At 70.4% G+C, this 12,261-nt stretch carries 13 protein-coding genes; all 13 read right to left on the bottom strand.

Annotated elements, in window-relative coordinates; genetic code table 11:
- Positions 1-11: 11 nt before the first annotated feature.
- Entirely contained in the window at positions 12-1,070 is a 1,059-nt protein-coding gene (locus ACTJI6_RS05365; protein WP_440798496.1) for an aldo/keto reductase, read from the bottom strand.
- An 82-nt stretch (positions 1,071-1,152) separates the two neighbouring features.
- Positions 1,153-1,905 carry an ABC transporter ATP-binding protein gene (locus ACTJI6_RS05360; protein WP_440798494.1) on the bottom strand — a complete coding sequence of 251 codons (753 nt, stop codon included), beginning with the start codon at positions 1,903-1,905 and terminating at the stop codon, positions 1,153-1,155.
- A 43-nt stretch (positions 1,906-1,948) separates the two neighbouring features.
- Positions 1,949-2,827: an ABC transporter ATP-binding protein gene (locus ACTJI6_RS05355; RefSeq protein ID WP_440798492.1), complete on the bottom strand. Its 879-nt coding sequence runs from the start codon at positions 2,825-2,827 to the stop codon at positions 1,949-1,951.
- The gene (nikC, locus tag ACTJI6_RS05350; RefSeq protein ID WP_440798490.1) at positions 2,824-3,729 is read right to left on the bottom strand and encodes a nickel transporter permease; all 906 of its coding nucleotides are present in this window, start codon (positions 3,727-3,729) and stop codon (positions 2,824-2,826) included. The genes ACTJI6_RS05355 and nikC overlap by 4 nt, the downstream gene beginning before the upstream one ends.
- Positions 3,726-4,718: an ABC transporter permease gene (locus ACTJI6_RS05345; protein WP_440798651.1), complete on the bottom strand. Its 993-nt coding sequence runs from the start codon at positions 4,716-4,718 to the stop codon at positions 3,726-3,728. The genes nikC and ACTJI6_RS05345 overlap by 4 nt, the downstream gene beginning before the upstream one ends.
- 87 nt (positions 4,719-4,805) lie before the next feature.
- A complete protein-coding gene (locus ACTJI6_RS05340) occupies positions 4,806-6,401 on the bottom strand; it encodes an ABC transporter substrate-binding protein (RefSeq protein ID WP_440798488.1) in 1,596 nt (531 codons plus the stop codon).
- A 94-nt stretch (positions 6,402-6,495) separates the two neighbouring features.
- Complete coding sequence (locus tag ACTJI6_RS05335; RefSeq protein WP_440798486.1) at positions 6,496-7,656, bottom strand: hypothetical protein; 1,161 nt, start codon at positions 7,654-7,656, stop codon at positions 6,496-6,498.
- A complete protein-coding gene (locus ACTJI6_RS05330) occupies positions 7,650-8,267 on the bottom strand; it encodes a hypothetical protein (protein ID WP_440798484.1) in 618 nt (205 codons plus the stop codon). Before ACTJI6_RS05330 ends, ACTJI6_RS05335 begins: the two co-directional genes overlap by 7 nt.
- Complete coding sequence (locus tag ACTJI6_RS05325) at positions 8,264-9,163, bottom strand: VWA domain-containing protein (protein ID WP_440798482.1); 900 nt, start codon at positions 9,161-9,163, stop codon at positions 8,264-8,266. The genes ACTJI6_RS05330 and ACTJI6_RS05325 overlap by 4 nt, the downstream gene beginning before the upstream one ends.
- On the bottom strand, positions 9,151-10,095 hold the full coding sequence (locus ACTJI6_RS05320; RefSeq protein WP_126154186.1) for a VWA domain-containing protein: 945 nt from the start codon (positions 10,093-10,095) through the stop codon (positions 9,151-9,153). The genes ACTJI6_RS05325 and ACTJI6_RS05320 overlap by 13 nt, the downstream gene beginning before the upstream one ends.
- Positions 10,092-10,427, bottom strand: a complete 336-nt coding sequence (locus ACTJI6_RS05315; protein ID WP_440798480.1) for a hypothetical protein — start codon at positions 10,425-10,427, stop codon at positions 10,092-10,094. The genes ACTJI6_RS05320 and ACTJI6_RS05315 overlap by 4 nt, the downstream gene beginning before the upstream one ends.
- Complete coding sequence (locus ACTJI6_RS05310) at positions 10,424-11,254, bottom strand: DUF58 domain-containing protein (protein ID WP_440798478.1); 831 nt, start codon at positions 11,252-11,254, stop codon at positions 10,424-10,426. The genes ACTJI6_RS05315 and ACTJI6_RS05310 overlap by 4 nt, the downstream gene beginning before the upstream one ends.
- Complete coding sequence (locus tag ACTJI6_RS05305; protein WP_440798476.1) at positions 11,248-12,207, bottom strand: AAA family ATPase; 960 nt, start codon at positions 12,205-12,207, stop codon at positions 11,248-11,250. The genes ACTJI6_RS05310 and ACTJI6_RS05305 overlap by 7 nt, the downstream gene beginning before the upstream one ends.
- Positions 12,208-12,261: the final 54 nt, after the last annotated feature.

Genomic DNA, 12,261 nt, shown 5'->3' with positions numbered 1-12,261 from the left:
CGCGGCGTTCATCAATAGGGCATCGGATATTGCTTGTGCAGCCGGTCGATGGCCTTGCGCAGATCGTCGGGCACCGCCTTGCCCAGGCCCGCCAGCAGGCGGTCCAGCTGGTCGATGCGCGTGGCGCCGATGATCGGCACCACCTTGAAGGGCCGGGTCGACTGCCAGGCGATCGCCATGTGCATCGGATCCCAGCCGTGTTCGGCGGCAAGGGCGTGATAGGCCTCGGTCGCGGCCACCCCCTGCGGGGTCTTGCGCCCGCCCAGGTTGCCCAGGCCGCCCGTCGCCCTGTCCACCGCCGCGCGGCTGCCGTCGGGCATCGCGCCGCCGGAATACTTGCCCGACAGCAGCCCGGCGGCCAGCGGGGAATAGGCCAGCAGCGTCACATCCTCGTTCACGGCGACCTCGGCCAGATCGGTGTCGTACAGGCGATAGAGCAGCGAATATTCATTCTGGATCGAGGCCATGCGCGGAGCACCCAGCCGGTCGGCCGTGTCGCACCAGAGGGTCAGGCCCCAGGCGGATTCGTTCGACAGGCCCACCGCCCGGATCTTGCCCGCCTGTCGCGCAGCCGACAGCGCGCCCAGCACATCGGCCATGTGGTCCAGGTTCTGCTGTTTCGATTGCTTCGAGGGGTCATAACCCCAGTTCTGCCGGAAGGCATAGCTGCCCCGCACCGGCCAGTGCAGTTGATAGAGGTCGATCCGATCCGTTTGCAGCCGTTCCAGCGAGGCGTCGATGGCCGCCGCGACGATGGCGCCATCGAAGGGCGCGCCATCGCGCACCATCTGGCTGGGTCCCATGATCTTGGTGGCGACTTCCACCCGGTCGCGGTTGCCGCGCCGCGCCAGCCAGGTGCCGAGGATGGTTTCGGTCAGGCCGATGGTCTCGCGCCGGACAGGGTTCACGGGATACATCTCGGCCGTGTCGAGGAAGGTGATCCCCGCATCCAGCGCGCGGTCGATCTGGGCGTGGCCGTCCGCCTGGGCCGTCTGGTTGCCGAAGGTCATGGTGCCAAGGCAGATTTCGCTGACCTCGACATCGCTGCCGCCCAGTGTCACGCGCTTCATGGGGAATCCTTTCGTCCGTTCGCGCGCACGTTAGCGATCACGCGCCGAGGCGCAAGGCCGCGCCGCCGCCGGTATCGGGCGTTCAGGCGCGTTGGTACCCGGCCGAGGCGGCGATCAACTGCCGGGTATAATCCTGCCGCGCGGCCCCCCGGCGCAAATCCTCGACCGTCATTACCTCGACGATGCGGCCCTGCTGCATGAGGGCCAGCCGGTCGCACATATGGCCCACCACGGCCAGGTCGTGGCTGACCATCACATAGGTCAGCCCATGTTCGGCGCGCAGGTCCGACAGCAGGTTCAGGATTTCCGCCTGCACGCTGACATCCAGCGCGCTTGTGGGTTCGTCCAGCAGCAGCAGGCGCGGCTCGGCCGCCAAGGCGCGGGCGATGGCGACGCGCTGGCGCTGCCCGCCCGACAGCTGGTGGGGATAGCGAAAGCGGAAGCCGCGCCCCAAGCCCACGTCGTCCAGCAGCCGGGCGATCCGGCGGTCGATGTCGTCCATGCCTTGCAGGCGCAGCGCTTCCGACAGGACCGCATCGACCGAATGACGGGGATGCAGGCTGGCATAGGGATCCTGGAAGACCATCTGCACGGTCTTGTAGAAGGCCCGGTCGCGGCGGCGGGCGGCGACGGGTTGGCCCGCGACCTCGATCCGGCCGGACCATGTGTCGATCAGGCCGGCGATGGCGCGCAGGATCGTGGACTTGCCGCTGCCGGATTCGCCCACCAGGCCGAAGCTTTCGCCCTGGGCCACGGTGAAGCCCGCGTCCTTCACGGCATCCACGCGGGCCGGGGGATGGCCGAACCAGACGTTCAGGTGTTCGACCGTCAGCATGGGCGGGACCGTGGAGGCTGGGTATTTGGGCAAAGAAGAAGCATCAAAGCCCTCCAGGAAATTCGGTTTCCAGGCTTTCGGCGATCGGGTCGCCGTCGCGCCAGCTGTCCTGGCGTCGCAGGATCGGCAGGCGGTCCTGCGGCGCGTCAAGGCGCGGCAGGCTGTTCAGCAGGCCGCGGGTATAGGGGTGGCGGGCCTGGTGCAGGTCGCGCGCGGCCAGCGTTTCGACGATCCGGCCCGCATACATGATCAGCACCCGGTCGCAGAATTGCGCGACCAGGTTCAGGTCGTGGCTGATGAAGATCAGCCCCATGCCCCGGTCGCGGACCAGGCGGTCCATGATGTTCAGAACCTCGGTCCTGACCGAAACGTCCAGCGCACTGGTCGGCTCGTCCGCGATCAGGATTTCCGGATCGGGGGCCAGCATCATCGCGATCATGATCCGCTGGCCCATCCCGCCCGAGACCTCGTGCGGATAGGCCCGCATCACCCGTTCGGGGTCGCGGATCTGCACCGCGGCCAGCATGTCCAGCGCCTTTTGCCGGGCCGCCGCGCGGGCGCCGCCGGCATGGAGGCGATAGGCCTCGACGATCTGGTCGCCGATGGACATCACCGGGTTCAGGCTGAATTTCGGATCCTGCATCACCATGCTGATCCGCCTGCCCCGGATCTTGCGCATCCTGCGTTCGGGCAGGTTCAGGATGGACTGGCCTTCAAGCTGCATCCGGTCGGCGGTGACGAGGCCCGGCGGGCGGACCAGGCCCAGGATCGAGCGGCCGGTCATCGACTTGCCCGACCCCGATTCGCCCACCACGCCCAGCCGTTCCCGGCCCAGGTCGAAGCTGACGCCGCGCACGGCCTCGAATGTGCCCTGCCGGGTCGGAAAGGTCACGCGCAGGTTCCGGACGGACAGCAGCGTCATGACTTGGCCCCCTTGGGATCCAGCACGTCGCGCAGCCCGTCGCCCAGCAGGTTGAAGGCCATCGAGACGATGAAGATCGCGATCCCCGGCATGGCGGCGACCCACCAGAAGTCCAGGATATAGGTCCGCCCGTCCGAAATCATCGCCCCCCATTCCGGCATCGGCGGCTGCGCGCCAAGGCCCAGGAAGCCAAGGCCCGCCGCCGACAGGATGATCCCCGCCATGTCCAGGGCCACCCGCACGATCAGCGAACTGACGCAGAGCGGCCAGATATGTCTGACCAGCAGCCGCAGCGGCCCCGCGCCTTGCAGCCGGGCGGCGGCGATATAGTCGGCGTTGCGGATCGTCAGCGTTTCCGCCCGCGCCAGCCGGGCATAGGGAGGCCAGGCAGTCAGGGCCAGCGCCAGGACCGCGTTGCCGATGCTTGCGCCCAGGGCCGCGACGAAGGCCAGCGCCAGGATCAGCTTGGGGAAAGCCAGGAAGATGTCGGTGATCCGCATCAGCACCTGATCGACCCAGCCGCCCGCAAAGCCCGCCACAGTGCCGATGAACAGACCGATGACCGGCGCGATCAGCGCCACGGTGCCGACGATGAACAGCGTGATGCGGGATCCGTGGATCAGCCGCGACAGGATGTCCCGGCCCAGGTGGTCGGTGCCCAGCCAATGCGCGGCGGATGGCGGTTGCAGCCGGTTCGCCAGGTCCTGCGCGAAGGGGCTTTGCGGCGACAGCCAGGGCGCGAGGGCCGCCATCGCGATCAGCAGGATCAGCACGATCAGCCCGAACATCGCCAGCTTGTTGGCGCGAAAGGTCAGCCAGCCCTGATACAGCGCGCCCAGCCGGGCCTGCCTGCGGGTCTGCGGCGCGTCGGAGAGAAGCCAGTTCCGGCGTGCGGCGTTCATTTCGACCTCGGGTCAAGGAAGCGATACAGGATATCGCTGAGCAGGTTCAGCGCCACGAAGCAGGTGCCGATCACCACGGTCCCGCCCAGGACGGCGTTCATGTCGCCCGACAGCAGCGCCTTGGTGATGTACTGGCCCAGGCCGGGCCAGGAAAAGATGATCTCGGTCAGGACGGACCCTTCCAGCAGCGACCCGAAGGACAGCGCGATCACGGTGACCAGCGGGATCGAGATGTTGCGGAACGCGTGGCGCCAGATCACCGCCCGTTCGGACAGGCCCTTGACGCGGGCGGTGGTGATGTATTCGGCCGACAGCTGTTCCAGCATGAAGCTGCGGGTCATGCGGCTGATATAGGCCAGGCTGTAATAACCCAGCAGGCTGGCGGGCAGGATGATATGGCTGAACGCGTCCTTGAACGCCGCCCAGTCGCCCGCGATCAGCGAATCGACCAGGATCAGGCCGGTCACGGTCGGCACCATGCCGTCATAGATGATCCCCTGCCGCCCCGGCCCTCCGACCCAGCCCAGGATGCCGTAGAACAGCAGCAGCCCCATCAGCCCCAGCCAGAAGATCGGCATGGAATAGCCGACAAGCGCCACCACGCGGGCCACCTGATCCACGATCCCGCCCCGGCGCGCGGCGGCGATCACGCCCAGCGGCACGCCGACGAAGACGCCGATCAGCGTGCCCAGCGTCGCCAGTTCGAAGGTCGCCGGAAAGACGCGCAGGATGTCGTTCACCACCGGCTGCCCGGTGGAAATGGAACGCCCGAAATCGCCGGTCAGCACGTCGCCCAGATAGCGCGCGAACTGCACATACAGCGGCTGGTCCAGCCCCATCGCCTGATAGGCGGCGTCGTATTGCGCCTGGGTGGCGCGGTCGCCCACCACCTTCAGCACCGGGTCGATGGGCATCACCCGGCCGATGATGAAGGTGACCAGCAGCAGGCCCAGCATCGTCAGGACCAGCGACAGCAGTGTCCCTCCGATGCTGCGGACGCGGCGGCGGCGGGCGGCGGCGCGGTGGTCGGGGGGCGGTGCCGCCGCCCCTCCGTCGGTGTCGGTCACGGCCAAGGCCTATTCGCCCTTCGTCACCTGGCGATACATGACCGAGGCGACCGACCGGCCCGAGTTCCAGTTCTGGACGTTCTCGCGCAGGCCGGTGGGTTCGATCCGCTGGAACAGCGGCACGATCGGCGCCTCGGCCTGATACTGCTTCTGGATGTCGATATACATCTGGGCGCGCTTTTCGGCATCCTGCTCCAGCGTCGCGGCCAGGGTGGCCTCGTTCATCGCCTGGGGCACGGCATAGGCATTGCGCCAGGCCAGCAGGCCGGTGGCCTTGGCCTCGTCGCTATTGTCGGGGTTGAAGGCGAAGGTCGCGGCATTGGTGTTCGGGTCCGAATAATCCGGCCCCCATTCGCCGATGAAGACCGGCACCTCGCGTGCGCGATAGGCGTCCAGAACCTGCGCGCCGGTCATCTGCTGGATTTCCAGGGTCAGCCCGGCCTGGGCCATGGATGCCTGCAGTGCCTGCGCCACGTCGGTATATTCGCGCAGGTCGCGGACCTTGGTGACGATGGTCTTGCCCGACATGCCCGCATCGTCGATCAGTTTCTTGGCCTTCTCGACATCATAGGTCCAGGGATTGTCGTCCAGCGCGCCCAGATAGCCCGAGGGCAGGAAGGACTGGTGCGGAACGAACATGCCTTTCAGGAAGCTGCCCGCGATGCCGTCGTAATCGACCAGATGCTTCATCGCCTCGATCACGGCGGGGTTCGACAGCACCGGATCCTTCTGGTTCAGGCCCATATACAGGATCCGGCCGCGCGGCTCGTCCTGGATCTTGACGCCCTCGACGCTGGCGATGGAATCGACATCGGTGGGCGACAGGTTGCGGGCCACGTCGATGTCGCCCTGTTCCAGCAGCAGGCGTTGCGCGCTGCTTTCCTGGACGTTGCGCACGATCACCCGCTTCATCGTCGGCGCGCCCTGCCAGTATTCCTCGAAGGCGGCAAGCTGCACGGCCTCGTTCGGGCGCCAGGCGGTCAGGGTATAGGGGCCGGATCCGGCGGCGTTGTTCGACAGCCAGGTATTGCCCAGATCGTCGCCCGCATTCGCCATGACGGTTTCCTTGTCGACCACGCTGGCGACATTCGCGGTCAGGCAGTTCAGCACGAAGGACGGCGCATAGGGCTTGTCCAGGTGCAGGGTCAGGCTGGTGTCGTCGAAGGTGATCTTGTCCTCGACATTGTCGGCGGTGAAGCCGAACTGCGTCAGGATGAAGGCGGGCGTCAGGTTCAGCTGGACCGCGCGTTGCAGCGACCAGGCGGCATCCTCGGCCCGGACCGGGTTGCCGGAATGGAACTTCACGCCCTCGCGCATTCGGAAGGTGATGGACAGGCCGTCCTCGGACACTTCCCAGCTTTCGGCAAGGCTGGGCTTGAAGCCCGCCTCCATGTCCATCGGATCGAAATCGACCAGACGGTCATAGGTGTTCTGGTTCACGTCATTGCCCGAGAATTCGAAGCTTTGCGCCGGATCCAGGCTGATGATGTCGTCGATTGTATGGGCCACCACCAGCGTGTCGGCGGGCGTCTCGGCCCAGGCGGCGGGCGCGATTGCCAGGGCCGAGGCCAGCAGGATGGCGCGGGGGGTCAGCAGATGTCTCATGATGGTTCCCTGTTCTTGTCGTCCCCGCCTTGGACGCGGGTTTGCATGACGTGAAGGGTGGCCCAAGGCCGCGCGGCTGGCAAGCCTTCGATGATCACGCCTGCCGCAACGTCCGCTGGAACGCCGCCAGCCAGCGGCGGGCGTCGAAGCCGGGCGGGGGCGCGGCGGCGTAAAGCTGGCGGTCCAGGTCGGCCAGGATCGGCGGGGCGGGCTGGCGCCGCCAGTGCAGATGGGCGGCGGCCGCGGCGCGCAGAGCCGCCAGGTCGCCCCGTTCGGCGGCGCGGCGCATGGCCCGCCGGTGCGGACCGGGCAGCAGGCGGCGCAGACGCGCGGCCATCGCGGCCCAGGGCAGCAGCCCCCGGCCCCGCAGCATCAGGCCCAGCGCGGCCGCCATCCCCCCGCCCAGCGCCGACAAGGCCAGCGGCCAGTTGCGCCAGGCCACCTGGTCCGAGGCGCCGAAGTTCGATCCGAAGCCCGCGAAGCCGAAGGGAATGGGCTTCATCGGCGCGACCTCGACATGGCGGTTGTCGGTGTCGAACCAGGAAAACGCCTCGGCGTGAAGGATGGCGGGCTCGCCGGTCCGGGGGCGCAACTGCCATTCCCAGACGACGCGCGCCACCGGCCCCGCCTCGGTCAGCACGGTCTCGCGGATCTCGGGCTGGCTGAACAGGATCAGCCAGGGTTCGGACAGGTCGGGCCGGGGCGGCAGCTGGTGGGCCAGCGTGCCCAACGCCTCGACCGTGACGCGGCGGGTCAGGATCTCGTCCTTTTTCAGGCGGCCGGGTTCGGCGGACAGCTCGTCCTTCACCGTCAACTGCCGCGCCGACAGCGGCGGGGCATCCGCCGGGAAGGGCTTTACCGACAGGGTGACCGGCGCGGAGGTCACGGTGGTTTCCGCGCGTCCGCCATCCGCCGTCACATAGGTCAGGTTGTGGCTGATCGGCCCGACCGTCACCGGGCCGTCGCGGCGCGGAAACAGCGCTATCTTGCGTTCGAAGATTTGCAGCAGTCGGCCCTGGACGCGTTCCTTGTGCCAGTCGTCCCGCGCCGTCTGGATCCAGTCGTAGTCGGGCGAATTCGGAAACTCCATTTTCTCGCGCGAGACGGTCAGGTCGTATTCGCCCCGGATCGTCAGTTCGACCATCTCGGACACGACGGGGTTGCCGTGGTCGTGCAGGATCATCAGCCGCGTGTCGCCCTGCGCCAAAGCGGCGCCCGCCGTCAGCAGCCAGGCCAGAAGGATGCGGATCACCATGGGTCGCCCTCTTGCGGGCGGATCAGGCCCAGCGCGGCGCGGCGGTCGAATTCGGCACGGATGCGCAGCTTGAGGAATTCGCCGGGATCGTCGGAAATGGTGTCCAGCCACTGGTCGGTCGCGGCAAGACCCCTGGCCTCGACCCGGCCCTCGCGCTGTTCCGGCCCTGCGGCGGTGGCCAGCAGCTCCGAGATGGGCTTCTGCCCCGCAGGCAGGCCGCCCGCGCCCTTGATGCGGCCCGGCACCACGGACTCGCCCCGGTGCGGGGGATACATCGCCGCGACCAGGTCTCGGTTGGCGCGGGCCTGTTCGTCGGCGGGATTGGCAAACAGCATCGCGTCGAAATAGGCCACCGACAGCGGATAATCCCCGACTGCCGCCAGCGACAGCCCCCGGTTATAGGTCTGCGATCGCCCCGCCCTGGCGAAGGCCGCGTCCGCCGCCGCGTAATCGCCCAGCCGATACAGCGCCACGCCCCGCGCCGCCGGGTCGGACAGCAGCCATGCCGCCGGGCGGTCCCATCCCGCATGCAGCGCCAGCCGCCCCATCGCGCCCGGTCCCGCGACGGCCAGCGCCGCGATCCCGGCCAGGGCGATCAGCGCGGGCTTCATTCCAGCCTCCGCAGCATGACCAGCAGCGGCGGCAGGGCCAGCATCGCCAGCCAGGGGCCAAGGTCGCGGTATTGCAGGGCTTGCAGGACCGGATCGCGGACCGATCCGCCGCTGCGGGCCAGCCGCGCGGCCAGACGGTCCATGCGGTCCCAGTCCATCGCCTCGCCCCCGCGCACCAGCCGGTCCAACGCCTCGGGGGGGGCGGCGGGCGCTTCGGCGGCGCGCTCGGTCAGGCGCAGCGCCCACAGCCGGACGCCCTGCGCGGCCAGCCGGTCGGCCTCGGCCACGGCCTGCCTGTCGATGCCGCCGCCGTCCGAAATCAGCACCAGGTCGGCGCGCAGCAGACCGGCCAGCATCTGCGCGGCCATGCCGATGGCAGCGGCGGGGCGGCTGCCCCCGGCGGGCATGGTGTCGCCGTCCAGGACGCCGATCTGGGTCTGCAAGCTGCCGACGTCCAGGGTGGGCGCGGCCGCCGTGAACGCCTCGCCCGAGAACAGCAGAAGGCCCACGGGGCGGCCCGACAGCGCCTGCGCCAGGCCCGCCGCCGCCAGCTTGGCCTGGTCCAGCCCCGGTCCCTGGGCGACGGATGGCGACAGATCCAGCGCCAGCACCACCGCATCGGCCTGGGCCAGCACCGGCGCATCGCTGCGCGGCACCGCCGGACCCGCCAGCCCGCAGATCAGCGCCGCCAGCGCCAGCGGCGCCAGCAGCCGCATCCACAAGGGCTGCCGCCCGCCCAGCGCGCCCAGCGCCTGCATCGCCCGCAGCATGTCGCGCCCCATCACCCGTTCCCAGCCGCCCGCATCGGGCGCGCGCGCCGCCCGCAGCAGGATCAGCCCCGCCAGCGGCAGCAGCGCCAGCAGCCACCAGGGCCGCAGCAGGATCAGCCCGTCCATCCGCGCCGCCCCCCTGCGATCAGCGCCAGGCACAGCGCCGCGACGGCGGCGGGCCAGACCCACAGCGGCTGCCACAGCCGCATAGGCGGCCGGGCCGAGGGGTTCGGCTCCAGCCGGTCCAGGCTTCGCGCCATGGCCTGCAAATCGGCGGCGTCGCGGACGCGGAAGCTTTCTCCCTGCGAGACCTGGGCGACCGCCCGCAGCGTCGCCACGTCCACCGCATCGCGGGACTGCGGCTGGTTTTCCAGGTCCTCGGGGCCGAGGGCGATGGAATGGACCCGGATGCCGTGGTCATGGGCCAGCCGCGCGGCCTCGACCGCAGGCACGGTGCCGGAGGTGTCCACCCCGTCCGACAGCAGCACGATCACCCGCGTCGGCGCATCGCTGCGCGCCAGCCGCTTGGCGGCCAGCCCCAGCCCGTCGGAAATCGCGGTGCCGCGCCCGGAAATGCCGATCTGCGCCTCGTCTATGGCGCGGGCGACGGCGTCCACGTCGAAGGTCAGGGGGGCGGCGAAATAGGCGCGCTCGCCAAAGATCACCAGCCCGATCCGGTCGCCCCGCCGCGCCGCCACGAAGGCCGAGGCGGTGCGCTTGACCGCGTCCAGCCGCGTGACCGGCTGGCCGTCCAGGAAGAAATCCGTCTTCAACATGCTGCCCGACAGGTCGATGACCAGAACGATGTCGCGGCCCGATGCCGGGATCACGTCGCTGGCGACCTCGATCCGGGGTCCGGCCAAGGCCAGGACCAGGGCGATCCAGGCCAGCCCCGCCAGCCATGGCGCGCGCATCCGCCCGCCCGCCGGTCGGGCCGCTTGCAGAAGATGGGCGGGCACCGCCAGCGCGGGACGGGGCACGGCCAAGGGCGGCAGCAGGCGCCGCAGGATCAGCGGCAGCGGCAGCAACGCCAGCAGCCAGGGCCAGGCGAGGCTCACCTGCGGCCCCGGCGCAGGGCGATGCGTTCCAGCGTCGCGTCGTCGGGCGCGGGCGCCGCGCCATAGGCGGCGGGGCGCAACGGCTCGGGCAGCCGCCCCAGGATCCGGGCGATGGCCAGGATGCGGTCCTGCGGCGGCTGGCCGCGCGTGGCCCGGATCAGCGCGCGCCGCGACGGCCTGCGCGCCAGCAGCGGGCGCAGCAGCAGCGCGACGGCCAGCCCGGCCAGCAGCCCGATCCCCGCCAGCGCCAGCATCTCTCTCCAGCCCAGCGCCGCCATGTCCAGGGGCAGGCGGGGCGGCGACAGCCGGGCCAGCAGTTCGTCGCGGGTCATGGCGCGATCTCGGCCACGGTGGCACCCAGGGCGCGCAGGCGCGTCACCTCGGCGGACAGGTCGGGGGCGCCCAGGCGGGCGAGGCGGCTGTTCTGTCCGTCGCTGACCGCCAGCGGACCCAAGGGCGGGCGGATTTCCGCGTCGTCCAGCATCAGCGCCAGCGTGACCGACCGGCGCCGGACCAGCGCCGCCAGGGCCGGTTCGGCGCCCTCCAATCCGTCCAGGCAGGTCGCGACCAGCACCCGCCCGCCCGAAGGCGACAGGCGCATGGCGCGGGCCAGGGCCTCGGACAGGGGCGCATGGCCGGGGGCGGCCAGGGCCTGATCGTGCTGGCGCGCAAGGGCGTGGCAGACGGCGGCCATCTGCCCGTCGCCGCCCGATCCGCGCAGTTCCGCCAGCCGCGTCCCCGCCATCAGCGCCGCCACAGACCCGCCGCGCAGCGCGACGGTCCAGCCCGCCTGCGCCAGATGCCGGGCGGCGCGGACCGAGCGCAGCGCCGCGCCCGTGCCCCACAGCATCGGCGCGCGGAAATCGGCCAGCAGCAGGACGGTGTCGTCGCGATCCTCGTGCAGGCTGCGGATATGCGGATGGCCGGTGCGCGCGGTCGCCGCCGGATCCAGCCGCCGGGGATCGTCGCCCGCGACATAGGCGCGGATTTCGCGCAGATCCATGCCGGCGCCGGGCATCCGCGCGGGAACCGCCCCGGCCCGGCGCGTCAGGGGCCGATGCTTGCCCCGGCCGGTCGCCTGATCGCGCAAGGCCAGCAGTTCGGCGGCGGTCAGCCGGATGCCCGAAGCGTCGGGGAAGCCCGCGGGCAGGGCTACCACGGGCGGACCTCGCGCAGGATGTCGGCAACCAGGCTGCGGCTGGTGCGGCCTTCGCCGATGGCCGACCAGGCGGGGATCAGGCGGTGGGACAGGGCGTCGGCGGCCAGGGCCTCGGCATCCTCGGGCAGGCCGTGGTCGCGGCCGTGCAGCCAGGCCCGCGCCCGGACCCCGGCCGCCAGCGCCAGCGTGCCGCGCGGCGAGACCGGATGTTCCACCCATTCCGCCACCGCCCCGCCCGGCCGGGTCGCCATGACCAGCCGGACGATGAAATCCTTGAGCGCGGGGGCAAGATGGATCCGCGCCACCTCGGCCCGCGCCTGGGCCAGATCAGCGGCCGCGATCATCGTGCCGCGCGCGGCGATGGGGGCGACCGCCTCGGCCTCGACCAGATCCAGGATGGCGCGCTCTGCCTCGGCCCCCGGCAGGTCCAGGCGCAGGTGCAGCAGGAAGCGGTCCAACTGCGCCTCGGGCAGCGGGAACGTGCCTTCGTGTTCGATGGGGTTCTGGGTCGCCACCACCATGAAGGGATCGGGCAAGGGCCGCGTGGTGCCGCCCGAGGTCACCTGCCCTTCGGCCATCGCCTCCAGCAGGGCGGATTGCACCTTGGGGGGCGCGCGGTTGATTTCGTCCACCAGGACGAGGCTGTGGAAGATCGGGCCGGGGATGAAGTCGAAGCCGCCGGTTTCCGGCCGGAACACCTGCGTGCCGGTCAGATCCGAGGGCAGCAGGTCGGGCGTGCATTGGATTCGCGCATGACTGCCGGGCAGATGCGCGGCCAGCGCCTTGACGGCGCGGGTCTTGGCGATGCCGGGCGGGCCCTCGATCAGGACATGGCCCCCGGCCAGCAGCGCGATCAGCAGCCGTTCCACCAGGACGGCATGGCCGATCAGCGTGGCGCCGATCTCGGCCCCCAGTCGCCGGACGGCATGGGATTGTTCGGACAGGTCGTCCATCGCTTCCTCCCTCGCGCTGGAACGGGACCAGACTGCCGCCGCAAACGACTGAAA

Source organism: Paracoccus sp. 22332, assembly GCF_052045125.1.
GTDB lineage: Bacteria > Pseudomonadota > Alphaproteobacteria > Rhodobacterales > Rhodobacteraceae > Paracoccus > Paracoccus haematequi_A.
The sequence above is the reverse complement of the archived record's forward strand: the minus strand, read 5'-3'. Positions and strand labels throughout refer to the sequence as shown.